The following is a 25,988-nucleotide window of genomic DNA, read 5'->3' on the forward strand; positions in this document are numbered from 1 at the left end:
CGACGTGAAGTCAAGCATTCTTTACATAGGTCCGGAGGTGGTCAGCCTTGCGTCACCGCCGCGGCGAACTCGGCCGGGCGCTCCGCCCACGGCATGTGGCCCGCCCCCGCGAGCGTCACCCGTGAGACCTGCGGCAGGGCCTGCTCCAGCGAGTCCACGGCGTCGCGCGGCCGGATGTCCTCGGCGCCGTCCACGATGACCACCGGAATGCGCAACCCACCGCAGGCGGCGTGGAGCTGATGCTCGCTCATCGTCCGCGTCTCGGCGTTGATCTCCGCGTTGCATTCGAAGTTCACGCCGAACCACGGCGTGGCCATCCGGTCGGCCAGCCGCAGCGCCCGCTCACGGTCCGGCCCCGCGAAGTCCGCCGACCACTGGAGCACACACATCTCGCGCTCCTCCGCCTCCGTCCGCCGGCCCAGGGACTTGAGCTCCTCCCACCGGGGCAGCCGCTCGCCGATCGCGGCGCGCAGATTCCCGACGAACTCCGGATGCCAGCCGGAGTCGGGCCCGATGCCCGTGCCGGACACGTACACCAGCCGCTTCACCCGCTCCGGATGCGCGAGCGCGTAGCACAGGGACAGCCGCGCGCCCCAGGAATGGCCGAGCAGAGTCACCGTCTCCAGCCCGAAGTGCCTGCGTACGGCGTCGAGATCGGCCACCGACCTGGCCACCGAATACGGGCCGCGCCGCTCGGAGCGTCCGCAGCCGCGCTGGTCCCAGCGGTGGACGGCCGCTCCTCGGTCCGCGAGCAGCCGGGCCACGTCCTCGAGCGTGTCCCACAGTCCGGGGCCGCCGTGGCAGAGGATCACCGGATCGCCCTCGCCGGTTCTCGCCGTCCAGAGCATCACCCCGTCGTCCACCTTCAGCGTCATGACGCCGGGATCTCCTCCAGCCGCACCGGCCGCCGTTCCCGGCGCGAGCGCTCGCACGCCTCCGCGATCCGCAGCGCGTGCAGCGCCTCCCGGCCGTCGCACGGGTTGTCCCGCTCTCCCAGTGCGACCCGTACGAACGCGTCCAGTTCCGCCTCGTACGCCGGGGCGAACCGCTCCAGGAAGCCGGGCCACGGCTGATCGCAGGCCGGCGGCCCCTTCGGCTCGGTCGAGGTGATCGGCGTACGGTCGTCGAGGCCCACCGACACCTGGTCGAGCTCGCCGGCCAGTTCCATCCGTACGTCGTAGCCGGCGCCGTTGCAGCGGGTGGCCGTGGCGGTGGCGAGCGTGCCGTCGTCGAGGGTGAGGACCGCGGCGGCCGTGTCGACGTCGCCCGCCTCGCGGAACATCGCGGGCCCCGCGTCGGATCCGGCGGCGTACACCTCGACGACCTCGCGTCCCGTCACCCAGCGCAGGATGTCGAAGTCGTGGACCAGGCAGTCCCGGAAGAGTCCGCCGGACAGCGGCAGATACGCGGCGGGCGGCGGCGCCGGGTCGGAGGTCATCGCCCGTACGGTGTGCAGCCGGCCGAGGCTCCCGGAGCGTACGAGCTCGCGCGCCGTCGTGTAACCCGCGTCGAAGCGGCGCATGAAGCCGAGCTGGAGCACCGTCCCCGCCGCGTCGACCTCCCGCAGCGCGCCCAGTGTCCCGGGCAGGTCCAGCGCGATCGGCTTCTCGCAGAAGGTGGGCAGTCCGGCCCGCGCCGCCCGGCCGATCAGCTCGGCGTGGGCCGAGGTGGCGGAGGCGATGACCACGGCGTCGACGCCCCAGGCGAAGATCTCCTCGACCGAGGGCGCGGCGGTGGCGCCGAGCCGGTCGGCGACCGCGACGGCCCGCGCGGCATCGGTGTCCGCGACGAGCAGGGCACCCACTTCGCGATGGCGGCTGAGCACGTCAGCGTGGAAAGAACCGATACGTCCCGTGCCGATGAGTCCGATGCGCATGCCCCAAAGTGTCGCCATGCACGCCGCCCTGTCAAGGGTATGTCCTGACAACCTGACTACAGGACTTCCAGTAGTCATTACCTGGGGTTACGCTCAATGGCGTGTCGAAACCCGCCGTTGATCCCACCATCTCCCTGCAGCTCGGCGTGGACCGAAACAGCCCGGTCCCGCTGTACTTCCAGCTGTCCCAGCAGCTGGAGGCGGCGATCGAGAAGGGCCGGCTCTCGCCGGGCAGTCTCCTCGGCAACGAGATCGAACTGGCCGGGCGCCTCGGCCTGTCGCGCCCCACCGTCCGCCAGGCCATCCAGTCGCTCGTCGACAAGGGTCTGCTGGTCCGCCGCCGGGGCGTCGGCACGCAGGTCGTACACAGTCAGGTCAAGCGGCCGCTCGAACTGAGCAGCCTGTACGACGACCTCGAAGCGGCGGGTCAGCTGCCCGCCACCACGGTCCTGCGCAACACCCTCGAACCGGCGACCGCCGAGGTCGCGGCGGCGCTCGGCGTGGCGGAGGGCGACGACGTACACCTCGTGGAGCGGCTGCGCCTCGCGCACAACGAGCCCATGGCCGTCCTGCGCAACCACCTGCCCACCGGACTCCTGGCCCTCGACACCGAGCACCTCGAAGCCACCGGCCTCTACCGGATGATGCGGGCCGCCGGCATCACGCTGCACAGCGCGCGCCAGTCGGTCGGGGCGCGCGCGGCCGGGGCCGACGAGGCGCGGCAGCTCGCGGAGGGGGAGGGGGCGCCGCTGCTGACGATGCAGCGGACGACGTTCGACGACACCGGGCGGGCGGTCGAGTTCGGCTCGCACATCTACCGGGCCTCGCGGTACGCCTTCGAGTTCCAGCTCCTCGTCAGGCCGTAAAGACGTCACCGCGTAAGAATGTTCGGACAAAGTATTGACGGGAACTCGCGTACGCCGCTAGAACTCCCCCAGCCGCAACGGGGCGGCCCGGAGACAAGGCGGAACCCACGATGCGTACCCCACGTACCCACCGCAAGGCAGCAGCCCTCCTCGCCGTGTGCGCGCTCGCGCTGGCAGCCGGGTGCAGCTCCGAGGGCGGCAAGGACTCCGAAGAGAAGAACGGCGACAGTGGCGGCGGCGGGAAGGCCGTCTCCACCCCTCGCCTGAAGATCGCGATGGTGACCCACTCCGGAGAGGGCGACACGTTCTGGGACATCGTCCAGAGCGGCGCCGAACAGGCCGCCTCCAAGGACAACGTCGAGTTCCTGTACGCCGCCGACAAGGAGGGCAAGGAACAGGCGCAGCTCATCGACTCGTACGTCGCCAAGAAGGTCGACGGCATCGTGGTCACCCTGGCAAAGCCGGAAGCGGTCAGGGCCGCCGTGGAGAAGGCCGTGGCGGCCGGCATACCCGTCGTCACCATCAACTCGGGCGGTGAACACTCCGAGGCGGTGGGCGCGCTCAGCCACATCGGCCAGGAGGAGTCCGTCGCCGGTGAGGCCGTCGGCGAAGAGCTCAACGAGCGCGGCAAGAAGAAGGCGCTCTGCGTCATTCACGAACAGGGGAACGTCTCACTCGAAGCGCGCTGCGCGGGCGTGAAGAAGACGTTCCGGGGAACGGTCGAAAACCTCAATATCGAGGGCACCAATATGCCTGCGTCGACCTCTTCCATCGAGGCGAAACTCCAGACCGGCAAGGACATCGACACGGTCGTCACCCTCGGCGCGCCCTTCGCCGCCGCCACCGTCAAGGCGAAGGCGGGGGCGGGCAGCGAGGCCGAGGTCAACACCTTCGACCTCAACGCCGAGGTGGTCAGGCAGCTCAAGGCCGAGGAGATCGGCTTCGCCGTCGACCAGCAGCCGTACCTCCAGGGCTACCTCGCCGTCGACGAGCTGTGGCTCTACACGACCAACGGAAACGTCCTGGGCGGCGGAAAGCCCGTTCTGACCGGCCCGGCGCTCGTCACCGACAAGGACGTGCCGGCGCTGGAGAAGTACACGGCCCGCGGTACCCGATGAATACGGTACGAACACCCGTAACCGATACTTGGTCGGCCGGGGACGGTCTGAATGATCCCCGGCCGCACCGAGGAGTACGAGAAGGGCACGGCGTCGTGGCAAGGGTTCGGACAGGGGTACGCGCGATGGGCGCGGTGCTGGCGGCGGTGCTCGGGGCTTCCCTCGCGGGCTGCAGCAGTACGGGCGGCAAGCGCGCCGAGGAACGGGCCGAACAGGCCGCCGCGCAGGGCAGGGCCGCGGTGAACACACCCCGCTGGACCGTCGGCATGGTCACCCACTCGGGCGACGGCGACACCTTCTGGGACATCGTGCAGAACGGCGCGAAGCAGGCAGCCGTCAAGGACAACATCAAGTTCCTGTACGCGCACAGTGACGAGGGCCAGCAGCAGGCCCAGCTGGTCGACTCGTACATCGACAAGAAGGTCGACGGGCTGATCGTCACGCTCGCCAAGCCCGACGCCATGAAGGCCGTCGTGGCCAAGGCCACCAAGGCCGGCATCCCGGTGATCACCGTCAACTCCGGCTCGGCCGAGTCCAAGGACTTCGGCGCGCTCGCCCACATCGGGCAGGACGAGACGATCGCCGGTGAGGCCGTCGGCGAGGAGCTCGGCAAGCGCGGGAAGAAGAAGGCCCTGTGCGTCCTGCACGAGCAGGGCAACGTCGGCCACGAGCAGCGCTGCGCCGGAGCGAAGGAAACCTTCGACGGCGAGATGCAGAACCTCTACGTCGACGGAACGAACATGCCCGACGTACAGGCGTCCATCGAGGCCAAGCTTCAGTCGAGCGAGGACATCGACGCCGTCGTCACCCTCGGCGCGCCCTTCGCGGACGCCGCCGTCAAGGCGAAGGAGCAGGCCGGCAGCAAGGCCGAGATCGACACCTTCGACCTCAACGCCCAGGTCGCCACCGCCCTCCAGGCCGACACGCTCGGCTTCGCCGTCGACCAGCAGCCCTACCTCCAGGGGTACGAGGCGGTCGACCTGCTGTGGCTCTACAAGTACAACGCCGACGTGCTCGGCGGCGGAAAGCCCGTCCTCACCGGGCCCCAGATCATCACCAAGAAGGACGCCGCCGAGCTGGAGGCCTACACGAAGCGGGGGACCCGATGACCGCGACCGCACCGGCACACGCGCCGGCCCCCGGCGGCAAGGCCCCCACCGACGAACGGCTGCTCAAGACGTCGCTGCTGCGCAAGCTGCTCGGCCGCCCCGAGCTCGGCTCGGTCGTCGGCGCCGTCGCCGTCTTCCTCTTCTTCGCGATCGTCGCGGACAGCTTCCTGCGCGCGTCCAGCTTCGGCACGGTCCTGTACGCCGCGTCCGTGATCGGTATCATGGCCGTCCCGGTCGCGCTGCTCATGATCGGCGGCGAGTTCGACCTGTCGGCGGGCGTCCTGGTGACCAGCTCCGCCCTGGTCTCCTCGATGTTCAGCTACCAGATGACGGCCAACATCTGGGTCGGCGTCCTCGTCTCGCTCCTGGTGACGCTCGCCATCGGCGTATTCAACGGCGTCATGCTGACCCGCACGAAACTGCCGAGCTTCATCATCACGCTCGGTACGTTCCTGATGCTGACCGGCCTGAACCTGGGCCTGACCAAGCTGATCAGCGGCACGGTGTCGACGAAGAGCATCGCCGACATGGAGGGCTTCGCATCGGCCAGGGAGGTGTTCGCGTCACAGGTCACCATCGGCGGCGTGAACCTCAAGGTCACCGTCCTGTGGTGGCTGGCCCTGGTCGCCGTCGCGACGTGGGTTCTGCTGCGTACCCGCGCGGGCAACTGGATCTTCGCGGTCGGCGGCGAGACGGAGGCGGCCCGCGCGGTCGGTGTGCCGGTCAACAAGACGCGCATCGGCCTCTACATGGGCGTGGGCCTCGGCGCCTGGATCTCCGGCCAGCACCTGCTCTTCTCCTTCGACGTCGTGCAGTCCGGCGAAGGCGTCGGCAACGAACTGATCTACATCATCGCGGCCGTCATCGGCGGCTGCCTGATCACCGGTGGCTACGGCTCGGCGATCGGCTCGGCGGTCGGTGCCTTCATCTTCGGCATGACCAGCAAGGGCATCGTATACGCCGAGTGGGACCCCGACTGGTTCAAGTTCTTCCTCGGAGCGATGCTCCTTCTGGCCACCCTGCTCAACGCATGGGTACGCAAGCGCGCGGAGGCGACCCGGTGACCGATCAGTCCACGACCCCACTGGTCGAGCTCCACGACGTCAGCAAGTTCTACGGCAACATCAAGGCGCTGGAAGGCGTCTCCCTCGAAGTCCACGCGGGCGAGATCAGCTGCGTACTGGGTGACAACGGGGCCGGAAAGTCCACCCTCATCAAGATCATCGCCGGTCTGCACCAGCACGACGCGGGCACCTTCTCGATCGAGGGCGAGGAGACCCGGCTGGCGAACCCGCGCGACGCCCTGGACCGGGGCATCGCGACCGTCTACCAGGACCTCGCCGTCGTACCGCTGATGCCGGTCTGGCGGAACTTCTTCCTCGGCTCCGAGCCGACGAAGGGCGCGGGCCCCTTCAAGCGCCTCGACGTCGACCTCATGCGCCGGACCACGCGCTCCGAACTGCTGCGCATGGGCATCGACCTGCGCGACGTCGACCAGCCGATCGGTACGCTCTCGGGCGGTGAGCGGCAGTGCGTGGCCATCGCGCGGGCCGTGTACTTCGGCGCGAAGGTACTGGTCCTGGACGAGCCGACCGCCGCGCTCGGCGTCAAGCAGTCCGGTGTCGTACTGAAGTACGTGGCGGCGGCGCGTGACGCGGGTCTCGGTGTTGTCCTGATCACGCACAACCCGCACCACGCGTATCTGGTCGGCGACCGTTTCGTGCTGCTGAAGCGTGGTGCGATGTCCGGGAGCCACACCCGGGACGAGATCACTCTCGACGATCTGACGCGCGAGATGGCGGGCGGCAGCGAGCTGGAGCAGCTGAGCCACGAGCTGGAGCGCTTGCCGCTGCGTGGCAATGTCCAGCCCCTCCGGCGTTTGAGGACACGCCCGCAGGGCGTCCGGGTTCGGGAAGGGGCGGGTAGGGGAACGCCCCGCGCAGCGGCCAGCCCGCACCCCGCCGAACCGCACCCCGCCCCACCGGATGGCAGAATCGGCGCAATGACCGCCACCGCCCCCACGACCCCGCAGGGGACATGAGCACGTACCGAGACTTCGCGCACCGCGGCTCCGCCCGCGCCACCGTCCTGAAGACCGTCGGGACCCGCGAGCGGCGCTCGCACCTCAGCGCGCCCCGGGTGCCCACCGTCGGGATCGACATCGGCGGTACGAAGGTGATGGCCGGCGTCGTCGACGCCGACGGCGTCATCCTCGAGAAGATCCGCACCGAGACGCCGGACAAGTCCAAGAGCCCCAAGGTCGTCGAGGACACCATCGTCGAGCTGGTCCTCGACCTCTCCGACCGCCACGACGTCCACGCGGTGGGCATCGGCGCGGCCGGCTGGGTCGACGCCGACCGCTCCACCGTCCTCTTCGCCCCGCACCTGGCCTGGCGCAACGAACCCCTGCGCGACGCGATCTCGGCCCGTCTCGCCGTCCCTGTCCTGGTCGACAACGACGCCAACACCGCCGCCTGGGCGGAATGGCGCTTCGGAGCCGGACGCGGTGAGGACCACCTCGTCATGATCACGCTCGGCACCGGCATCGGCGGCGCGATCCTCGAGGACGGCCAGGTCAAGCGCGGCAAGTACGGAGTGGCCGGCGAGTTCGGCCACATGCAGGTCGTGCCCGGCGGCCACCGCTGCCCGTGCGGCAACCGCGGCTGCTGGGAGCAGTACAGCTCCGGCAACGCGCTGGTGCGCGAGGCCCGTGAACTCGCCGCCGCCGACTCCCCGGTCGCGTACGGCCTCATCGAGCGCGTCGGCGGCAACATCCCCGAGATCACCGGACCGCTCATCACCGAGCTCGCCCGCGAGGGCGACGCCATGTGCGTCGAGCTGCTCCAGGACATCGGCCAGTGGCTCGGCGTCGGCATCGCCAACCTCGCCGCCGCGCTCGACCCCTCCTGCTTCGTTATCGGTGGCGGTGTCAGCGCCGCCGACGACCTGCTCATCGGCCCGGCCCGCGACGCCTTCAAGCGCCACCTCACCGGCCGCGGCTACCGCCCCGAGGCCCGTATCGCCAAGGCCCAGCTCGGCCCCGAGGCAGGTATGGTCGGCGCCGCCGACCTCGCCCGCCTCGTTGCCCGCCGCTTCCGCCGCGCGAACCGCCGCCGCCTGGAGCGTTACGAACGCTACGAGCGTTACGCCCAGGCCATCCGCTCCACCACCCAGGGACCCCAGTAATGACCCCGTCCGTCCCCCACCAGTCCCCGTCCCCCGACGAGGCGGGCAAGCCCCCCGAGAACCGCCGTCACATGATCGGCCGCCGCTGGCTGACGGCGATCATCATCGTGCTGCTCATCGGCATCCCCGCGGGCTATCTGCTGATCTCCGCCGAGCAGAGCCGTGACAGTGGCAAGGACAAGGCGAAGGTGGCCTCGGCCACCGGCCTCACCGAGGGCTTCCCGTCCCGCATGACGCGCCGTATCTACGACGTGCCCGTCCCCAACGCGGGTCAGGAGGTCGCGTACTACGAGACGAACAACTGGAAGACCAGCCGACTGTATGTCCAGTTCCGCACCGTTCCTCCGGACCTCGACTGGTTCCTGAACGACCTCGGCATCAACCGGGCCGCCCTCAAGAAGGGCAAGATCACGATCAGTGAGCGTGACGCCCAGGTCGCCGGCTGGACCCTCGACCCCGCTCGCACCTGGTCGGGCACCACGGTCGACCAGAAGGCCCCGCAGCCGACCGTGGACATCACCGTCGACGAGACCGACCCGGCGCATCCCTTCGTCTACGTCGTCTCCACCGCCACCCCCTGAGCCCCCGGGGCGAGCACGCTCGGGCTCGTTCGCTCAGGGGGTGACCACGATGTTGCCCACGAAGTCCTTCGCCATGAATCGCTTCTGGGCGCCGACCAGATCGGCCAGAGGGTACGTGCCGGCCAGCAGCGCTCTCAGCGCGCCGTTCTGGATGAGCGCCACGAGTTCCGAGAAGTCCTCGTGGGAGCCGAAGGAGGAACCGATGAGTTCGATCTGCTTCAGGTAGAGCCTGCGCAGGTCGGTCTCGACCACCGGGCCGGCTATCGCACCCGCGGTCACGTACCGCCCCAGCGGGCGGACGGCCACGCTGAGCAGTTCACCGAAGAGGCTTCCGCCGACCACGTCGGCCACGACGTCGATCTCGTCGCTGAGGCCGGCCGGATCGAAGTCCTCGCGGGTCAGGACGCAATGCGCGCCGACGCTCGCTACGGCGTCGGCCTTCGTCGCCGTGGTGAGGGCGACGGCCTTGGCGCCGCGTACAGCACAGAGCTGGATCAGTGCGGAGCCCACTCCGCCCGAGGCGCCGGTGACCAGCACGGTTTCACCCTCGGTGACGCGAGCCCGGCTCAGCATCCGCAGCGCGGTGAGGTAGGCGGTGGGGAATGTGGCCAGTTCCGGATCGCTGAGGGGGCTCCCGATGGGGTGGGCATTACCCGCCGGCACGGCGACGAACTCGGCGTACCCGCCATCGACCTCGCTGCCGAGGTAACGCGGGGTCACGAGCTCGCGCTCGCCACCCGTGTAGAGCATGGGATCGACGAGGACCCGCTCTCCGACACGTGACGCGGGCACTCCGACGCCGGTCCGGGCGATGTGGCCCGCCACATCCGCCCCCTGGACGCGGGGGAAGTCGAGAGGCTCCCCGCTCCATCCTGCGACCGCGCCGGCGTCCTCGTCATTGCCGTACGCCCCCTCGCGGGTCCAGATGTCGGTGTTGTTGAGCCCGGCGGCCGCGACACGCACCACCACTTCGCCGGGGCCGGGCCGCGGTTCGGGCAGGTCGTCGCGGTACTCAAGCTTGTCGAGCCCCCCGAAACCTGTCAGGACGACGCCTCGCACGGGCCTCACACCTCCTGGGAGTTGCTCACGGCGCGGGTTTGCTCTCGCTGAGGGCCCGCCCGGGTCGTACGAACGCGCCGAGCACGCCGATCCCGGCACAGGTGTAGAAGGCGGCAGCGCCCCCGACGGCGTCAGTCAGCGCACCGGCAAGCGGAGCCCCGACGGCCTGACCGACGGCGATCATCAGGAAGGAGACTCCGACACCGAAGGAGGCACGCTCCGGATAGATCCTGGTGCTCCACAGCAGCACCAGGCCGCACAGACAGACGTATCCGGCACCGAACAGCGCTCCCGCGACGTAAACGGCGATCGTGTTCCCGGGTGCGAGCGCCAGCAGGATCGTGGAAGCGGCCATGGCGAGCATGACCGCGGTCCACGAACGTGCCAGGCCCGCGCGCGCCACGAGATCCCCGCTGAGCGCTCCGATGAAGCCGGCGGCGCCCAGCACGGTCCACATCGTGGTCGACACCAGGCTGCTGGCCCCACCCTCGGTGGTGACCAGGTCCCGGCCGAACGTCCAAACGGCGACACTGCTCAGGCCCATGAAGAAGGCCCCGAGAACGAGCAGTGCGGTGCCCCGGGCAAATCCGCCCTCCCGGGAGTCGGTGCTGTGCTCGGAGGTGGTGAACGGAATGGTCACCCGGATCCACAGGGTCACCGCGGCGGCCATCACCGAGAACACCGCCCAGGCCCAGCGCCACTGGTCGATCAACAGGAGCGCGATCGGGCCGGAGACCAGGACTCCGATGCCGGTACCGGCGTTGACCACGCTCTGCGCGCGGTCCTGCCCTTCCGAGCGGACCCAGCGGCTCACCGCCGCCGCCATGGGCGGGGAGGCGAGCCCGGTGCTGGATCCGGCGATGAGTACGCCGGCCGCCAGGAGAGGGGTGGAGGGTGCCAGCGCGACCATCGCGGTGCCTGCGGTCGCGACAAGTCCGGCAGTCGTCGCGATCCGGCGCGCACCGACGCGCTCGGTGAGGATCAGGCTGAGCACGATCGCCAGGCAGTATCCGATGTAACTTCCGGCGCCGATGATTCCGGACACCGTGGGGGACATCGTGAAGGTGTCCTGGAACTCGGGGGCGAACAACCCGTAGGCGAACCGCGCGAACCCGTAACAGGTGCCGATGAGCGCGGTGCCTGCGCACACCAGACCCCAACGGGCACCGGTGGCTCGCCGGTCCGGGCTGACCGTGGTCATCGCCGCTCTCCCACCTGAAAGAGAATTGTCCCGAACGATGTGCCCCGAAGCCGGAGACTTACGCGCGACGGGCCGACAGTGCACGATTGTATTTCAGCCACCCCTCCCTGGAGCGTTACCGGTTCTTGCGCAGCACCCAGTATTTCGCAGGCTCCTCGGCGATGTAGGGAGCATTGTCATGGGTCTTGAGGAGGGTGACTTCTCCCTCGTCGGCCAGTTCGCCGAGGTGCTCGGCGAACCCCGATTCGCTCAGATAGCTGAGCCGGGTGCTGATGATCAGCACACCGCCGCCATGCACGACTTCCAGGAGGTGGTCGAGTGCCTGGGCTTTGACGTGTCCTACGGTGAACACGCCGCAGCACACCAGCAGATCATAGGTCTCGGGTTCCACGCATTCCACGGGCTGATTCAGGTCGACTCCACCGGTCAAGTCACCGTAGGTTCCGGTGTCACGTGCCCTTTCGACCATGGCCTGACTGAGGTCGATTCCGTCGATACGGGTGAACCCCGCCCTGGCGAGTTCCACGCCGACCAGACCGGTACCGCAACCGGCGTCGAGAACTTTGACACGGGACCGGCCCGCCTCGGCGGGGGCGACGCCGAGGGCGAGCGCCGTCGTCATCGAAGGCCCAAGGTATCCCTGGTCGGTGACGTCCGCGTCGTAGGTTTTGGCCCAGTCGCGGTAGAAGTCGTCGAGGTGGCTGACATCTCCCGAGAGGGAGTGCGAGCGTTTTATGACGTCGAAGCTGGCTTCGTCTTCCGTCCTGGAAGGGCGGGGGCCTGCGTGAGTGGACATGGAGGATCCCTTTCAGCAGTGGAAACGCGAAGGCGGAGCGAATCAGGAGACGAGAGTGGTGCGGGCAGGTCCCGGCAGACCGACATGTGTCCTGATCAGGGTCTGGAACGCGTTGATGTTGCGTTCCATGTGACGAGAGAGGAGGGGGTGCGGGAAAGCCGGTGACTGCATTCCGGCATGCATCCGCTGGATGATGTCCCAGTCCTCGTCGTTGACCTGTTTCCAGTTCTCCAGTGTCTGGGCGCGATGCGGGGCGAACTTCTCCGCGTGTGCGCCTTCTTCGCCGACGAAGTAGAAGTGAAGATGCTCGACGGTCTTGCCGGCGCTCACCGGCTCCAGCATCCAGGCGAAGAGGTGATCGGGCATGATCCCGATCAGGAAGGTGGGGTACACACTGAAGTACTCGGCCTTGACGTTCTCCGTGCCGTCCCGCATGGGCCAGCCCGGCAGCCGTTTCCCATGGATGGGTTCGGGCTGGTAGAGGCCCTGTCCGATGCCCAGCAGACGGTCGCTCAGCTTGATCTGGTACCGCTCGGAGAACGGTGAATACGTGTTGAGTGTCTGGTGGATGAAGGGAACGTGGTAGCTCTCGAGGAAGTTCTCGACGATCAGCTTCCAGTTCGCGTCGAAGTCGTAGCGCAAGGACGTGCCGTACGTCATCGAGCTCAGGTCGTAATCCGACCAGCGCTGCTCCAGTTCGGAGATCTGCGCTGCGAACGACTCGGGCATGGCCGAGAAGTTGACGAACACGAAATCGAGCCATTGCGCGACAGCGACTTCCTTGAGACCGAGTTTGTTCTGCTGCCGGTCCGGAAGGTCGGTGGCGTTTACGCCGGCGAAGTGCTTAGTCCAGCTCAACTCGCCTTTGAGATTGTACGTCCAGGCGTGGTACGGGCACACGATGTTCTTGCGTTCCTTCTGTGCCTCACACACCAGCTGACTCCCGCGGTGGCTGCACACATTGTGAAACGCCTTGAGCTTCCCCTCGTCGTCGCGGACGACGATGATGGGAACTCCCTGAATCGTGGCCGGGACAACATCCCCGGGCTCGGAAACATGACGGGCGAACGTGGCGAACATCCAGGAAACGCTGAAGAGGCGCCGGTTCTCGACCGCCAGGTATTCCTCACTCGTGTACGCGGCCTTGGGCAGAACCGCGAACTCGGTCATGTCGCTCGGGTCCGCCTCCGCGGTGACAACGGACCGCGCATGGTCTTCGGTATCGGTGGGTATCGCATTTCCGCCCGCCGAGGATTCATACACGTCGGACACGAGGGTCCCTCCGAAATTCAGGACGAAGCCTCCACCGGCTTCGGCGACGGCTGGTGTGATCGTGGAGCGGTAAAGCAACCGTGCTGGGCGGCGGCGCACGGTGTCAACGGCGGGTTGTCCCGCCGGATTCCTCCCCGGCATTCCACGGAAGCCGGAAACCACAGGTCAACGGGTGGTTCCGTGTGCCCGCCATCCATCAGGGAGTGTCTCGCCGGCGGGACGCCCCCGCGGGGCTCGCGCGCGTGACGCCACTGGCCGACGACCGGGAGCAGACAAAAGGCGTACCGGGCAGGACGAGGAAGCCGTTCAATCACCCCGTTTAGTCTTCGAAGTCGCGGGCAGCCGACTTCTGCCATGAGCGCCGGGGTGAGGAGTTACTCATGCACACCGCCAGGACGGCCGGAGGCCGCGCTGACGCCGCTCCCGCACACTTACCACTGGCCGGAGCCCCGAAGGGAGGCAACGGCCATGTGACCTCGAGCGGCCGGATCGTGACCACACGGGTCGGCCTGCTCATGTCGCCCGATCTCAGTCTTGAGGACTGGGCATCGGCCGGACGCAAACTCGCGAGAATCGCCGATTCGACGTCATGGTGTCTGGGTGACTGGCTCGCGCACGGCCAGCAGCGCTTCAGCGGCCGCTACCAACGCGCGGCCGAAGAGGTCGGACTCGACACCCAGACCCTGCGCAACTACGCATGGCTGGCGCGCAAGTTCGTGCACAACAGGCGCCGCCCCGGGCTGAGCCTCCAGCACCACGCCGAGGTCGCCTCACTGCCCGTACCGGAGCAGGATCGCTGGCTCGATCTCGCGGAAAGAGGCCGCTGGTCACGAAACGAGCTGCGCCGCCGTATCCGCGAGACGCGGCAGACGACGGCGGCCGAGCCGCCGGCCACTGGCGAGGTCGAGGCTTCCTATCTGCCACGGCTGCCGGTCGCACTCGATGAACTTGCCCGCTGGCGCGAAGCGGCGGAACAGACAGCCACCGATTTCCAGACCTGGGTCGTACAGACCCTGAACGCCGCGGCTCACCGCGAAGCGCACGGAGGTGCCGCGCAGCTCCCTGAAGAGAACCGACTCGCCCCGACGGAGGAGAACCCATGAGGATCGTCGTCAACTGGGACCGGTGCCAGGGCATAGGCGTGTGCGAATCGATCGTCCCCGACGTGTTCGAAGTGGACCAGGACGGCCGGCTGACCATCAAGTCCGACGCCGTTCCCGAGGGGGCGGAGGGCGAGGCGCGCGAGGCCGTCGCCTCGTGCCCCAACGAGGCTCTCAGCCTCGAGAACTGAGGGCCGGCGATGGCTGAGACGCTGGTCGTGGTGGGAGGTTCGCTGGCCGGGCTGCGAGCGGTCGAGGCCGTACGAGGCGACGGATGGCAGGGCTCTGTCGTCCTGGTGGGGGCGGAGGAGCATCTGCCGTACGACCGGCCGCCGCTGTCCAAGGACTACCTCTCGGCCGCCGAGTGCACCGACCCGACGTATCGCGACGAGCACAAGCTCGCCCATGAACTCGGGGTCGAGCTGGTGCTCGGCACTCCGGCCTCCGGCCTCGACACAGAGGCGCGGTCCGTGGCCGTCGGTGAGCGGGAGTTCGCTTACGACGCACTGGTCCTCGCGACCGGTTCGTACGCCCGCTCACTGCCCGGGACGGACGGTCTCGGCGGCGTCTTCACCCTCCGCACCCTGGACGACGCGCGGGCGTTGCGAGCCGCGTTGCGCGAGGGCGCCCCGAGACTGACCGTGGTGGGCGGCGGATTCATCGGCTCCGAGCTGGCGTCCGTCGGGCACGTGCTCGGCCTCGAGGTCACCATGGTCGAGATGGGGCCGACGCTGCTGGGACGTGCGATCGGTACTCCCATGGGCGAGGCCCTCACCGGGCTGCACGAGCGCAGTGGCACCCGGGTGCTCACGGGAGCCCGCGTCGAGGAGGTGCTGGGCGAGGGGAAGGTGGCGGCCGTACGCCTCTCGGACGGCAGGGAGATCGAGACCGATGTCCTCATCACCGGGGTCGGCGCGGCGCCGTCCACAGAGTGGCTCGAAGGGTCGGGGCTGACCGTCGAAGACGGCGTGGTCGCCGACGCGACACTGGCCGCCGCGCCGGGCGTCCATGTTGCCGGGGACATCGCCCGTTGGCCCAACGCGCTCTTCGACGACGTGCTCGACGGCCCCATGCGTCTTCAGCACTGGACGACCGCGGCCGAGCAGGGCGCACGCGCCGCCCGCAACGCGGTCGACCCCGGGCGGGCACGGCCCTACGAGACCGTCCCCTACTTCTGGTCGGACTGGTACTCCAGCCGTATCCAGTTCGTCGGAGTTTCCGTGGCGGACGGGCACGAGGTGCACGTCGAGGTGGTCGCGGGCGACCCCGACGGCGGCGGCCCGTTCACCGCGCTCTACCGCGCGAACGACCGGATCATCGGCGCCCTCGCGGTGGACATGCCGGCAGAGGTGATGAAGTACCGGCGGCTGATCGGGCAGCGCGCCCGCTGGACCACGGCACTCGAACTCGCCGAGACCCGGCGGCGGGAGGACCAGGCCCGTAGGAAGTAGTCGCGAAGGTGCTCGACGGTGCGGCAGTTCGGCATACCACACCGCATCCCAGCCATGCCAGCGTTCCTTTTCAGCTACATCAGCTGTTTTCGGCCAAGCGTCCCCTACTGACCCGTACATGTGGAGACTGTCTGTAGCTTGCTGATGATCGTCGCCACACCGGGGGCACGGGGCCCCTTGGGACTCGCGACGCAGAGGGCTCAGGCTCCTTTGAAAACAGCGACTGAACTATTCCATGTCAGCCCTTACACCGCGCACTGCGAAGTGATCGCGAAAGAGGGTGCGCACGCCGTGATCGGCGTCTCCTCAGGCAATAGTTACTTCTCCGCCCAGCGAGTCACAGATCTCGCCCACTGGGGCATGCGCAACTTCGACCAGGTCGACCTCATATACACCGACCTGCACGTGGCGGACATGTACGCGGCGCTCTCCTACGCCCCGGAAGACGCCCGCCGTAAGGCCGTGAAGAACCTGCGCGGGGTGCGGGCCAAGGTCAACAGTGCGGCCGAATCCGCGGACCCCTCGGGCAGCCGGGTACGCGCCCGCGCCCTGTCGGCGCTCACCGACATCCCGGCCTACCGGGACCTTCACACGGGCCTGCTCGCCATGCTCGAGGACGACCCGGAATTCCGCGCCACGTGCAACGCCCTGGTCGACGCGTTCCTCTCCTCCAAGGAGCTGGCCGGGAAGACCGCCACCACCGAGCAGCGGGACGTGTGTCTGAGGTACATCTGCGCCGAAGCGCCGCTCTTCCTCGACACACCCGCCATTCTCGGTGTGCCGTCGTCGCTCAACTGCTACCACCAACTGCTGCCGATGGCCGAACTCCTGTATTCGCGCGGCTCGGGGCTGCGCGCCTCCCGCAACCAGGGCCACGCCATCATCACGCCTGCCGAAGGAGACCGCGATGACCGTTGACACACTGCTGGACTTCCCGTTCTCCGCGCGCGGCGACCAGCTCCCCGCCGAGATCGACACCATCCTGCGCACCGAGCCCGTCAAGAAGGTCCGCACCATAGCCGGTGACGAGGCCTGGCTGGTGTCCTCGTACGCGCTGTGCAAGGAGGTCCTCGAAGACCCCCGCTACAGCCTCAAGGACACCTCCGCCCCCGGGGTGCCCCGCCAGTACGCGCTGACGATCCCGCCCGAGGTCGTCAACAACATGGGGAACATCACGGGGGCCGGACTGCGCAAGGCCGTACTCAAGGCGATCAATCCCAAGGCGCCCGGCCTCACCGACTGGATGACTGCCTACGCTCACTCCCTGGTCGACAGCATCGTCACCCAGGGAGCGCCGGCAGACCTTCGCGGCTCGTTCACCGACCCTTACTCGGCGGGCATGCACTGCCACATCCTCGGCATCCCCCAGGCCGATGGCGACAAGCTGAACCGCAGTCTCGACATCGCGTTCATGAACTCCGCCTGCCCCATCACCGGAGCCCGGCTGAACTGGGACCGCGACATCGCCTACATGATCGAGCGCCTGGACGACCCGGCCACCACCGGCCTGATGGCCGAACTCGCTGCTCTGCGCCACGATCCCGACTACGCGCATCTGACGGACGAGATGCTTGCCACCGTCGGCGTCACCATGTTCGGGGCCGGGGTCATCTCGACCATGGGTTTCCTCACCATGGCGATTGTCTCGCTGATCCAGCACCCCGACCTGACGAAGCAGTTGATCGCTGACCCGACCCTCATTCCCGCGGCCGTGGACGAGCTGCTGCGCATCAATCTGTCCATCGCCGACGGACTGCCCCGCCTGGCCGTGGAGGACATGCGACTCGGCGAGGTGCAGATTTCCAAGGGCGATCTGGTGCTGGTGCTGGTCGAGGCCGCCAACACGGATCCGGCCGCCTTCCCTGACCCGCACACCGTGGACCTGGCCCGCCACAACGCGGGCACGCATCTGTCGTTCGGCGGGGGTGCGCACTACTGCCCGGCCACGGCCTTGGGCAAGCAGCACACTCAGATCGCCCTGGAGGTCCTGCTCGACCGGATGCCCGGCCTCGGCCTGGCCGTACCCATTGAGCAACTGGTCTGGCGCACCGGCTTCATGAAGCGGATACCGGAGCGGTTGCCCGTCGTCTGGTAGGCGAGCCCTCACAGGCCACAGCACAGCGCCCGCCGATTCTGTCCAAAGCGGCGGGCGCTGTCCTGTCCAGCGATGTTGGTTGTGACCTCCGGCCCCCGCCTCACAACGGGGGCCGGTCTCACCGTGGAGCCGGGAGTGGTTGTACCAGTCCGTCTGTCAAGAAGGCGTCACATCGGCGGTGTGCTGGTGGGCGGGCCGCTCCATGCTCTGCGGCAGTGCCTGGGCGGTCTGCGAAGATCGACACTTAAGCTCGGATCAGCGGGGAGATGTGTGTCAGTGACCAACCGTTCAGGCGTGAGTCAGGTTTCGCCGACAGTCCAGATACTGGGGTACTCGCTGGGAACGCTGTGGTTCGCATTTCTTGCTGTCTCCGGTGATGAGCGCCCCACTTGGCTGCGGGCGATGTACGTCGTCACGGCAATGGTGTTCGCGGTGGGGGCTGGAGCGACGGCGATTGCTCGTATGAGAGCCCACGCCTCCAGCGGGTTCAGCAAGAGCAGTTGAGGCCCCCGCCGGGGTGGAGACGCCGCCCGTGTGACCCCGGTAGGACCTTTACCTTGGAGTTGCCTCGGCAGCCGCGCGGAACGTCCCCAAGGTGAACAGCCGCTGCGGCCGTTGTTGTTGCAGGCCGGGTGGCACACCCCAATGACCCTTGAATCCGATACGGGTGCATGGTCCGCCACCGGGGTCGGCGCTACGCGGTGGTGCGGCTCTTTTCGTCGAGGATGCGCGCTATCGCGTCGGGGTGGGTGAGCTGCGGGTAGTGCCCGGCACCGGGGACGGTAAGGGCCGGGTGGGGAGACGGGACGGTCAGGGGGTCGGTCGCGCCGGCCACCAGGGTGACGGGGGCGGGCACGTCTCGCAGTGCGCGGCGCAGCGAGGTCCGGTCGGCGTCGGCGGTGCGCAGCGCCGCGATGACGCGTCGCGCTCCGCCCGGGCGGTGGAGAGCGGCTGCCGCACTGTGGACCGCAGGGCTGAGCGGGACGTCCAGGGCGGCGGCGAGGTCCGCGGCGGGCATGCGCCGCAGTGCGGAACCGCTGAGTCGGACGGGGCGTCGCCGGCCGGGGGATTGCTGGAGGAAAGCCGGTGCGATCAGTACGAGGCCGCGGATGCGATCCGGGTGGCGCCGGGCATAGCGAAGCGCCGGGCCGCATGCCAGGGAGTGCGCGGTCAGCAGCGGCCGGGTGGTGAGGGGACGCATCAGCTCTGCCAGCCAGGAGTCCGTTGCTTCGCTGGTCGCGCCGGAGCGGCCGAGGCCGGGCAGATCGGCTGCCAGCGTCGGTGCGGTGAGGCGTCGAGTGACCTCGGTCCAGGAGTCGGCGTCCAAAGGCAGCCCGTGGAGCAGCACGTGGTCCGGTTCGTGGCGCTCACCCACGAGCCAGGTGCGGCTGCCGGCGATCTCGTGGAAGCCGTGCGGTTGTTCCGGCGCGTCGGTGGCACCGAAGCGGGTGGCGACCAGGTGGTCGGCCCAGTCGCGCAGCGCCTCCTGCACGGGGGGCATGCGCAATCCGTGGGCGTGGCCGAACGCGGTGGCGGACCGGGTCGGGTAGCGGTCCGCCGACAGGAACGGCAAGGTCTCGGGGTCGGCGCGGGTGATGCGGCGCGGCAGTGCCCGCAACAGGGGTACGGGGACGTGCCCCCGGGGTGGCCGTACGCCGGTGTGCCGGGCCAGGAGCGCGAGGAGACCGGGCAGTTCGGGTGTGGAGTCGTCGAGCACCCAGTAGTCCTGGCCCGCGGTGCCGGGGTCCTCGGGAATGGTGGCGAGGAAGCGGGTCAGATGGTCGAGGGTCACGACGGGAAGGAACGTGCGGGCGTTGCCGGGGCTGGCGCGCAGGCGCCCCCGCCACAAGTCGCCGACCATCGAGGCGAGGCCGATGAACTGGCCCCGGCCGATGACGGTGGCCGGGTTGGCGACCGTCAGGGGCACACCGAGTTCGGTGGCCCGACGGCGTACGGCGGTGTCTCCCTCGCGCTTCGACGACTCGTAGGCACCGAGCCGGGCAGGGCTTTGCGCGTCGTCCTTGGCGCTGATCCGGTAGCCGCTGATGTGGACGAGGCGGCGCGGGGAGGCCCTTGACGCGGTCCAGTCGAGGACGTTCAGCGCTCCGGCGACATTGACGGCCCGTGCCTCGACGGCATCGAGCCCGAAGGCGAAGCGGGCCGCGCAGTTGTAGACGTCCCGGACATCGCGCAAATCATCCGGGGGCAGGCCGAGCCCGGGACGGGTGATGTCGGCGGTGACGACGGTCAGCCGGCCGGTATCGACGCCGGAGGCGTCCAGCCAGGACGTCAGGTCGGTGGCGGGGTCCCGGACCGCCGCGGCCACGTGGCGTCCCCGGCCGAGCAGTTCGGCCACGAGGGCCCGCCCGATGAAGCCGGCGGCGCCGAGGACGAGAGAGTCAGCGAACACAACACTCCTTTATAGACTGGTCTACATATTTTTTGGACAGCGGGGCGCGCCGGGTGTGCAGTTCACGCGCCCGGCGCGCGGTGACCCTCCCGGTCACCGCGCTCCGGTCACAGGAGGGAGGCGACCGAACGCGCCGCCCGGTCGAGCGGCTCCCGGCTGCGATGCGCCCGCGAGAGCACCAGTGCGCCCTCGATCAGGCACAGCAGCGTGGTCGCGGTGTGGTCGGGCGCGGGATTGCCGTCCGCGGCCAGCCGTTCGGCGAGGGCCGTCTCCCAGGACCGGTACACCTCCGAGCACGCGCTCTGCAGCCCCGGGCTGTTGGCGGCCATCTCCAGTGCGACCGTGGCGATCGGGCACCCCTTGCGCCAGTCGGACTCCTCCAGCCTGTCGGCGAGCACCTCGACCAGTGCGGTGAGCAGGTCGGCGGTGCGGCGATGGGCGGTGTCCTCGCCGAGGTCCGTCATCAGCTGGGCGATCTCCCGGCCGCCCCGCCGTACGGACTCCTCGACGAGCTGGTCCTTTCCACCGGGGAAGTGGAAGTACAGCGATCCCTTGGGGGCCCCGCTCGCCGCCACGACCTGGTTCAGGCCCGCGTTGAAGTAACCGCCCGACTCGATGAGTTGCTGCGTCGCGTCCAGGAGTCGGTTCCGCGTCTCCTCGCCCTTCTGTCCCATGAAGGAAAAGTAGACCGGTCTTCATATTTTCGCAAGCTCCAGTCGACCGGGTTCACTCTGCTGCCTTGACCTCCACCAGCACTTCTCCGTCCGCCGGAGTCGGTGCGGGCCGTTCGGTGAGTTCCAGGACGTTCTCGTCGCCGTATCGGGAGAGGACCACCGCGCGCATCGAAGGCGCTCCTGTCGTATCGCAAGTCCTTGCGCCGCCCTGCGCCGTGGAGACGCCGGGCGGCGTGGTGCGGATTCGCACCCGGGCCCACCGTCGCGGCACGGTGGGCACGGAGCCATTACCCCGCCAGTACCAGGCCGGGAGGGCGGCAGGACCGGGCAGGCGGCAGGGGGGTACTGACAGGGACAGGCTGCCGGGCGCCGCTTCGACGCATACTGGCGCCCATGAACTCAGCGAGCGAGCTCGGCGCTTTCCTGAAGTCGCGGCGTTCCCGGGTGACGCCCGGAAACGCCGGCCTCCCCCTCATCGGCCGGCGCCGGGTCGCGGGGCTGCGCCGAGAGGAGGTGGCCGAACCTCGCCGGCGTCAGCGTCGTCTACTACACGCGCCTGGAGCAGGGCCGCGCCCGTAACCCGTCCGACGCCGTGCTGGACGCCCTGGCACGCGTGCTGCGTCTCGATCCGACTGTCCCTGGTCGTTTTCACCGCGCCGGACCCACGTGCGGACGACGCGCTGCGGCTGCTCGGCAGCTGGACGGCGCCGCCCGCTGCTCACCCGTCGGCCACCGACTCGGCGTTCCGCGCACCCCGGTGCGGCCACGCGCCGGGTTGGTGAACCGGGGGCGTGCCCCGAGGCGTACGCGGCAGGGCAGCGCGCGAGGCGAAGCCGGCGTCGGTCCGGGCGCCGGTGCAGCGAACCGTCCCTGCCGGAAAGCTGCCTCCGGCCGTTGTCAGCGCCCGTACTCGAGGGCGCCGAGGGGCTGTTGGGCGCTTTCACCCCACGCTTCCTCCCTTACGCGCCGGCGGGTTTGCCTCTAGTCTCACCCTGCTTGCGAGTTACCTGCCAGTTAACAAGTCCTTGAATGGGCGCATCCGGACCCGGAGGTCGATGTGAGTTCCGCGAAGTCCCCTCTTGAAAGCCGCCCGTTCTCCGTGGCGCAGCTCTTTCTGTCGAGAGTCGAGGCCACACCCGACGGTGAGGCTTACCGTTACCCCGTGCCGGCTGGTGACGGTGCTTCCGGCGCCGAGGAGTGGCGCTCGCTGACCTGGGCGCAGACGGCCGAGCGCGTCAGGGCGATCGCGGCCGGGCTGCTTGCCCTCGGGGTGGGGTGCGAGGAGCGGGTGGCGATCTCCTCCTCCACTCGGGTGGAGTGGATTCTGGCCGACCTGGGCGTGATGTGCGCGGGCGCCGCCGCCACCGCCGTCTACCCCAGCACCAATGCCGAGGAGACGGTGTACATCCTCTCCGACTCCGGCAGCCGGGCGATCTTCGTCGAGGATGCCGCACAGCTGGCCAAGGTGGTCGCCCACGCGGACCGCCTGCCCGAGCTCGGCCATGCGATCCTCTTCGACCCAGGGGCGGACATCCCCGAGGTTGAGGGGCTGGAGATACTGTCCCTCGCCGAGCTGGAAAAGCGCGGGGTCGTGTACCTGGAAGAGCACCCGGACGCCATCGAGCAGGCAGTCGGGGCAATCGAGCGGGAGCACCTCGCCACCCTCATCTACACCTCCGGTACGACAGGCCGGCCCAAGGGCGTGCGCCTGGTTCACGACTGCTGGTCCTACCAGGGCGTCGCACAAGAGGTCAGCGGACTGCTGCGCTCCGACGATGTGCAGTTCCTGTGGCTGCCCCTGTCCCACGTCTTCGGCAAGGCCCTGATCTCCGGACAGGTCAGGACCGGTCATGTGATGGCGGTGGACGGGCGCATCGACCGCATCATCTCCAACCTGCCCGCGGTCCGGCCCACCGTGATGGCATCCGCGCCGCGGATCTTCGAAAAGGTCTACAACGGCATCGCCGGCAGAGCGAGAGCCGAGGGTGGTGCCAAGTACAAGATCTTCCTCTGGGCGGCGAAGGTCGCCCGCGACTACGCCAGGATCGCGCAGGAGAGCACAGCGGCGACCGGCAAACGCCGGGTGCCCCTGCCGCTGGTTCTTCAGCACGCCGTCGCCGACCGACTGGTGTACGGCAAGATCCGCGCGGCCTTCGGAGGCAATCTGCGCGGCAGCGTTTCCGGCAGCGCCGCCCTCGCTCCGGATATCGGCTACTTCTTCTCCGGCGCCGGCGTGCATGTCTTCGAGGGCTACGGCCTGACGGAGACCAGCGCGGCCTGCACCGTCAACCCCGCCGAGGGGTATCGGGTCGGCACGGTGGGCAAACCGCTGCCCGGTACCGAGGTCCGCATCGCCCAGGACGGCGAGGTCCTGTTGAGAGGCCCCGGCATCATGCGCGGTTACCACAACCTTCCGGAGAAGACCGCCGAGGTGCTGGAGAGTGACGGCTGGTTCCACACCGGCGACATCGGTGAGGTGGACAAGGACGGCTTCCTGCGGATCACCGACCGCAAGAAGGACGTGTTCAAGACCTCGGGCGGCAAGTACGTGGCGCCCACCGAGATCGAGGGCCGCTTCAAGGCCATCTGCCCGTTCGTCAGCAACATCCTGGTCATCGGCAACGGCCGCAACTTCTGCACCGCCCTGATCAGCCTGGACGAGACCGTCATCATGCCCTGGGCGGCATCCCACCACCTCGGTGGCCGCAGCTACGCCGAAGTCGTCTCCTCGCCGCAGGTTCAGGAGCTGATCGACGGCTTCGTCCAGCGGGCCAACGGCGACCTGCAGCGGTGGCAGACCATCAAGAAGTTCTCGGTGCTGCCGCGCGACCTCGACGTCGAGCACGGAGAGCTCACCCCGAGCCTCAAGGTCAAGCGCCCTGTCGTGGAGCGCGAGTACTCCCAGGCCATTGAAGCGATGTACGAGGGATCCCGCGAAGCCTGATCTCCATCTGTCCGGTAGGCCAGCTCCAGGCCACTCCCTGAAGCACGCGTTGAGCGCTGGGTTCACTCTGGCGTGCGTGCGTCATGGACGATAACGACTTTCGCAAGGTCCGCTTGTACGATGCACGCGCGTCGTGCAACGTCGAGACGACCAAGAAGTGGTACGTGACGCCGGACGTGGAGGACCTCCGCCCGGCGGCGGAAGCCCGGGGGCGGTCTGGCGGGCGTCCCGACCCCTGTCGGTGAGAAATTGTGAGATGTGGGAGCGTGAGCAGGTGAGTGAGACGAAGGCTGAGACCCTGCAATACCGCTTTGACGGGCCAGAAGACGGCCCGGTCCTGATCTTGGGACCGTCCCTCGGAACCACATGGCACATGTGGGACCGACAGATACCGGACCTGACCCGCCAATGGCGTGTCTTCCGCTTCGACCTGCCGGGTCACGGCGGCGCCCCCGCGCACCCCGCCAGTTCCGTCACCGAGCTCGCGGAGCGTCTGCTGGCGACGCTCGACAGCCTCGGCGTACACCGCTTCGGTTACGCCGGCTGCTCCATCGGCGGCGCGATCGGCGCGGAACTCGCGCTGCGGCACCCGGAGCGGGTCGCCTCGCTGGGTCTGGTCGCGGCGTCGCCCCGGTTCGGCACCGCCGACGAGTTCCGCCAGCGTGGTGTGATCGTACGGACGAACGGCCTGGAGCCGATGGCGGCCTCCGCGCCCGCCCGCTGGTTCACGCACGGCTTCGCCGCCGCGCAGCCCGCGATCGTGGAGTGGGCCGTCCAGATGGTCCGTACCACCGATCCCGGCTGCTACATCGCCGCCTGTGAGGCGCTGGCCGCCTTCGACATCCGCGTCGACCTGCGCCGCATCGGTGTCCCGACCCTCGTCCTGGTCGGCTCCGAGGACCAGGTCACGGGGCCCGCCGAGGCCCGCACCCTGGTCGCCGGCATCCCGGACGCCCGGCTGGCGCTGGTCCCCGGCGCCTCCCATCTGGCCCCCGTCGAGCAGCCCGTCGCCGTCACGGACCTGCTCGTACGCCACTTCTCCACCGCCTGGCAGGCCACGCCCGCCTCGACCACGGGCATGCAGGCGATCCAGGCCCCGCCCGTGGTGCCGGCGATCTCCGCGCCCGTCAGCCCCGTGGGCGAGATCGGCGCGGCCGCGCAGCCGGTCGCCGTACCGGAGGACGGTGGCCGCCCCGATCCGTACGAGGCCGGGCTCAAGGTCCGCCGCGAGGTCCTGGGCGACGCCCATGTGGACCGCGCGCTCGGCGAGGCCGACGGCTTCACCGGCGAATTCCAGGAGCTGATCACCCGCTACGCGTGGGGCGAGGTGTGGACCCGGGAAGGACTCGACCGGCGTACGCGCAGCTGCGTCACGCTCACCGCGCTGGTCGCCGGCGGTCATCTGGACGAGCTGGCGTTCCACACCCGGGCCGCCCTGCGCAACGGCCTGACGCCCGCCGAGATCAAGGAAGTACTGATCCAGACAGCCGTCTACTGCGGCGTCCCGGCGGCGAACTCGGCCTTCAAGGTCGCCCAGGCGGTCATTCAGGAGGAGACGACACCGCAGGCGTAGCGAGATGGCCAGGAGTGCGAGGAGGAGGATGAGCGGATGAAGCTGACCAAGAAGTCCCATGCCTGCATCCGGCTGGAGAAGGACGGGCGGACGCTCGTCATCGACCCCGGCAACTTCAGCGAACAGGACGCCGCGGTCGGCGCCGACGCCGTCCTGGTGACCCACGAGCATCCCGACCACTTCGCCGAGGACCGGCTGCGGGCCGGTCTGGAGTCCAACCCGGGCGCCGAGATCTGGACCCTGCGCAGTGTCGCGGACCAGCTCTCGGCGGCCTTCCCCGGCCGGGTGCACACCGTCGGTCACGGCGACACCTTCTCCGCCGCGGGCTTCGACGTGCAGGTCCACGGCGAACTGCACGCCGTGATCCATCCGGACTTGCCGCGGATCACCAACGTGGGCTACCTGGTGGACGGTTCGGTCTTCCATCCCGGCGACGCGCTCACCGTCCCCGAGCAGCCCGTCGAGACGCTGATGCTCCCGGTGATGGCCCCGTGGTCGAAGATCTCCGAGGTGATCGACTACGTGCGCGAGGTGAAGCCCCGGCGCGCCATCGACATCCACGACGCGCTGCTCACCGACCTCGCCCGGCCGGTCTACGACCGCCAGATCGGCGCCCTGGGCGGCACCGACCACAGCCGTCTCACGCCGGGAGACTCGGCCGAACTGTGAGTGTCAGA

Annotated in this window: 22 protein-coding genes and 2 pseudogenes; 16 read left to right on the forward strand and 8 right to left on the reverse strand. The window is 68.9% G+C overall.

Annotated features, from left to right (window positions below; translation table 11 throughout):
- Positions 1-41: 41 nt before the first annotated feature.
- Both AC1P0E_RS27905 and AC1P0E_RS27910 read right to left on the reverse strand, forming a co-directional pair.
- Positions 42-875 carry an alpha/beta fold hydrolase gene (locus AC1P0E_RS27905; protein ID WP_482744863.1) on the reverse strand — a complete coding sequence of 278 codons (834 nt, stop codon included), beginning with the start codon at positions 873-875 and terminating at the stop codon, positions 42-44.
- Entirely contained in the window at positions 872-1,876 is a 1,005-nt protein-coding gene (locus AC1P0E_RS27910; protein ID WP_482744864.1) for a Gfo/Idh/MocA family protein, read from the reverse strand. The genes AC1P0E_RS27905 and AC1P0E_RS27910 overlap by 4 nt, the downstream gene beginning before the upstream one ends.
- Before the next feature lie 146 nt (positions 1,877-2,022).
- Between AC1P0E_RS27910 and AC1P0E_RS27915 the strand changes: the two genes are divergently transcribed.
- The 7 genes and pseudogenes from AC1P0E_RS27915 (at position 2,023) to AC1P0E_RS27945 (ending at position 8,736) form a co-directional block, all read left to right on the forward strand.
- Positions 2,023-2,742 carry a GntR family transcriptional regulator gene (locus AC1P0E_RS27915; RefSeq protein ID WP_482745927.1) on the forward strand — a complete coding sequence of 240 codons (720 nt, stop codon included), beginning with the start codon at positions 2,023-2,025 and terminating at the stop codon, positions 2,740-2,742.
- Between the two features lie 110 nt (positions 2,743-2,852).
- Entirely contained in the window at positions 2,853-3,860 is a 1,008-nt protein-coding gene (locus AC1P0E_RS27920; protein WP_482744865.1) for a sugar ABC transporter substrate-binding protein, read from the forward strand.
- A gap of 95 nt (positions 3,861-3,955) precedes the next feature.
- A complete protein-coding gene (locus AC1P0E_RS27925; RefSeq protein WP_482744866.1) occupies positions 3,956-4,969 on the forward strand; it encodes a sugar ABC transporter substrate-binding protein in 1,014 nt (337 codons plus the stop codon).
- A complete protein-coding gene (locus tag AC1P0E_RS27930) occupies positions 4,966-6,033 on the forward strand; it encodes an ABC transporter permease (RefSeq protein WP_482744867.1) in 1,068 nt (355 codons plus the stop codon). Before AC1P0E_RS27925 ends, AC1P0E_RS27930 begins: the two co-directional genes overlap by 4 nt.
- A pseudogene (locus AC1P0E_RS27935) lies at positions 6,000-6,818 on the forward strand (ATP-binding cassette domain-containing protein); the annotation flags it as partial. The gene AC1P0E_RS27930 and the pseudogene AC1P0E_RS27935, both read left to right, overlap by 34 nt.
- 188 nt (positions 6,819-7,006) lie before the next feature.
- Entirely contained in the window at positions 7,007-8,155 is a 1,149-nt protein-coding gene (locus AC1P0E_RS27940; protein WP_482744868.1) for an ROK family glucokinase, read from the forward strand.
- Positions 8,155-8,736 carry a hypothetical protein gene (locus AC1P0E_RS27945; protein ID WP_482744869.1) on the forward strand — a complete coding sequence of 194 codons (582 nt, stop codon included), beginning with the start codon at positions 8,155-8,157 and terminating at the stop codon, positions 8,734-8,736. The genes AC1P0E_RS27940 and AC1P0E_RS27945 overlap by 1 nt, the downstream gene beginning before the upstream one ends.
- Before the next feature lie 33 nt (positions 8,737-8,769).
- Here the strand turns inward: AC1P0E_RS27945 and AC1P0E_RS27950 are convergent, their stop codons facing one another.
- From AC1P0E_RS27950 to AC1P0E_RS27965, 4 genes are all read right to left on the reverse strand, one after another.
- Positions 8,770-9,795: an alcohol dehydrogenase family protein gene (locus tag AC1P0E_RS27950; protein WP_482744870.1), complete on the reverse strand. Its 1,026-nt coding sequence runs from the start codon at positions 9,793-9,795 to the stop codon at positions 8,770-8,772.
- 25 nt (positions 9,796-9,820) lie between these two features.
- A complete protein-coding gene (locus AC1P0E_RS27955) occupies positions 9,821-10,996 on the reverse strand; it encodes an MFS transporter (RefSeq protein WP_482744871.1) in 1,176 nt (391 codons plus the stop codon).
- A 115-nt stretch (positions 10,997-11,111) separates the two neighbouring features.
- Complete coding sequence (locus AC1P0E_RS27960) at positions 11,112-11,792, reverse strand: class I SAM-dependent DNA methyltransferase (RefSeq protein ID WP_482744872.1); 681 nt, start codon at positions 11,790-11,792, stop codon at positions 11,112-11,114.
- A 42-nt stretch (positions 11,793-11,834) separates the two neighbouring features.
- Positions 11,835-13,226, reverse strand: a complete 1,392-nt coding sequence (locus AC1P0E_RS27965; protein ID WP_482744873.1) for an aromatic ring-hydroxylating oxygenase subunit alpha — start codon at positions 13,224-13,226, stop codon at positions 11,835-11,837.
- A 218-nt stretch (positions 13,227-13,444) separates the two neighbouring features.
- Between AC1P0E_RS27965 and AC1P0E_RS27970 the strand changes: the two genes are divergently transcribed.
- The 5 genes from AC1P0E_RS27970 (at position 13,445) to AC1P0E_RS27990 (ending at position 17,710) form a co-directional block, all read left to right on the forward strand.
- Complete coding sequence (locus tag AC1P0E_RS27970) at positions 13,445-14,167, forward strand: LmbU family transcriptional regulator (RefSeq protein ID WP_482744874.1); 723 nt, start codon at positions 13,445-13,447, stop codon at positions 14,165-14,167.
- The gene (locus AC1P0E_RS27975; protein WP_482744875.1) at positions 14,164-14,355 is read left to right on the forward strand and encodes a ferredoxin; all 192 of its coding nucleotides are present in this window, start codon (positions 14,164-14,166) and stop codon (positions 14,353-14,355) included. The genes AC1P0E_RS27970 and AC1P0E_RS27975 overlap by 4 nt, the downstream gene beginning before the upstream one ends.
- A gap of 9 nt (positions 14,356-14,364) precedes the next feature.
- Positions 14,365-15,615 (forward strand): NAD(P)/FAD-dependent oxidoreductase, encoded by a 1,251-nt coding sequence (locus AC1P0E_RS27980; protein ID WP_482744876.1) that lies wholly within the window; start codon positions 14,365-14,367, stop codon positions 15,613-15,615.
- Between the two features lie 144 nt (positions 15,616-15,759).
- A complete protein-coding gene (locus AC1P0E_RS27985; RefSeq protein WP_482745928.1) occupies positions 15,760-16,533 on the forward strand; it encodes a cyclodityrosine synthase in 774 nt (257 codons plus the stop codon).
- Positions 16,523-17,710 (forward strand): cytochrome P450, encoded by a 1,188-nt coding sequence (locus AC1P0E_RS27990; protein ID WP_482744877.1) that lies wholly within the window; start codon positions 16,523-16,525, stop codon positions 17,708-17,710. The genes AC1P0E_RS27985 and AC1P0E_RS27990 overlap by 11 nt, the downstream gene beginning before the upstream one ends.
- A 694-nt stretch (positions 17,711-18,404) precedes the next feature.
- Here the strand turns inward: AC1P0E_RS27990 and AC1P0E_RS27995 are convergent.
- Positions 18,405-20,120 carry an alpha/beta fold hydrolase gene (locus AC1P0E_RS27995; protein ID WP_482744878.1) on the reverse strand — a complete coding sequence of 572 codons (1,716 nt, stop codon included), beginning with the start codon at positions 20,118-20,120 and terminating at the stop codon, positions 18,405-18,407.
- 107 nt (positions 20,121-20,227) lie between these two features.
- Positions 20,228-20,794 (reverse strand): TetR/AcrR family transcriptional regulator, encoded by a 567-nt coding sequence (locus AC1P0E_RS28000; RefSeq protein WP_482744879.1) that lies wholly within the window; start codon positions 20,792-20,794, stop codon positions 20,228-20,230.
- A 393-nt stretch (positions 20,795-21,187) separates the two neighbouring features.
- On the opposite strand from AC1P0E_RS28000, the pseudogene AC1P0E_RS28005 reads away from it, so the two are divergent.
- The 4 genes and pseudogenes from AC1P0E_RS28005 to AC1P0E_RS28020 all read left to right on the forward strand — a co-directional run.
- Positions 21,188-21,426, forward strand: a pseudogene (locus AC1P0E_RS28005) (helix-turn-helix domain-containing protein); the annotation flags it as partial.
- A 425-nt stretch (positions 21,427-21,851) separates the two neighbouring features.
- Entirely contained in the window at positions 21,852-23,738 is a 1,887-nt protein-coding gene (locus AC1P0E_RS28010; protein WP_482744880.1) for an AMP-dependent synthetase/ligase, read from the forward strand.
- Positions 23,739-24,012: 274 nt separating this feature from the next.
- On the forward strand, positions 24,013-25,311 hold the full coding sequence (gene pcaDC, locus AC1P0E_RS28015; RefSeq protein WP_482744881.1) for a bifunctional 3-oxoadipate enol-lactonase/4-carboxymuconolactone decarboxylase PcaDC: 1,299 nt from the start codon (positions 24,013-24,015) through the stop codon (positions 25,309-25,311).
- Positions 25,312-25,347: 36 nt separating this feature from the next.
- Positions 25,348-25,980 (forward strand): MBL fold metallo-hydrolase, encoded by a 633-nt coding sequence (locus AC1P0E_RS28020; protein WP_482744882.1) that lies wholly within the window; start codon positions 25,348-25,350, stop codon positions 25,978-25,980.
- Positions 25,981-25,988: the final 8 nt, after the last annotated feature.

It is taken from the genome of Streptomyces sp. TRD_SC_5, assembly GCF_056836825.1.

Coding starts and splice junctions, on each gene's coding strand:
- AC1P0E_RS27940 (WP_482744868.1), top strand. CDS start 7,007: ATGAGCACGTACCGAGACTTCGCGCACCGCGGCTCCGCCCGCGCCACC.
- AC1P0E_RS27970 (WP_482744874.1), top strand. CDS start 13,445: ATGCACACCGCCAGGACGGCCGGAGGCCGCGCTGACGCCGCTCCCGCA.
- AC1P0E_RS27985 (WP_482745928.1), top strand. CDS start 15,760: ATGATCGTCGCCACACCGGGGGCACGGGGCCCCTTGGGACTCGCGACG.
- AC1P0E_RS27955 (WP_482744871.1), bottom strand. CDS start 10,996: ATGACCACGGTCAGCCCGGACCGGCGAGCCACCGGTGCCCGTTGGGGT.
- AC1P0E_RS27930 (WP_482744867.1), top strand. CDS start 4,966: ATGACCGCGACCGCACCGGCACACGCGCCGGCCCCCGGCGGCAAGGCC.
- AC1P0E_RS27945 (WP_482744869.1), top strand. CDS start 8,155: ATGACCCCGTCCGTCCCCCACCAGTCCCCGTCCCCCGACGAGGCGGGC.
- AC1P0E_RS27990 (WP_482744877.1), top strand. CDS start 16,523: ATGACCGTTGACACACTGCTGGACTTCCCGTTCTCCGCGCGCGGCGAC.
- AC1P0E_RS27920 (WP_482744865.1), top strand. CDS start 2,853: ATGCGTACCCCACGTACCCACCGCAAGGCAGCAGCCCTCCTCGCCGTG.
- AC1P0E_RS27905 (WP_482744863.1), bottom strand. CDS start 875: ATGACGCTGAAGGTGGACGACGGGGTGATGCTCTGGACGGCGAGAACC.
- AC1P0E_RS27910 (WP_482744864.1), bottom strand. CDS start 1,876: ATGCGCATCGGACTCATCGGCACGGGACGTATCGGTTCTTTCCACGCT.
- AC1P0E_RS27960 (WP_482744872.1), bottom strand. CDS start 11,792: ATGTCCACTCACGCAGGCCCCCGCCCTTCCAGGACGGAAGACGAAGCC.
- AC1P0E_RS28020 (WP_482744882.1), top strand. CDS start 25,348: ATGAAGCTGACCAAGAAGTCCCATGCCTGCATCCGGCTGGAGAAGGAC.
- AC1P0E_RS28000 (WP_482744879.1), bottom strand. CDS start 20,794: ATGGGACAGAAGGGCGAGGAGACGCGGAACCGACTCCTGGACGCGACG.
- AC1P0E_RS27975 (WP_482744875.1), top strand. CDS start 14,164: ATGAGGATCGTCGTCAACTGGGACCGGTGCCAGGGCATAGGCGTGTGC.
- AC1P0E_RS27980 (WP_482744876.1), top strand. CDS start 14,365: ATGGCTGAGACGCTGGTCGTGGTGGGAGGTTCGCTGGCCGGGCTGCGA.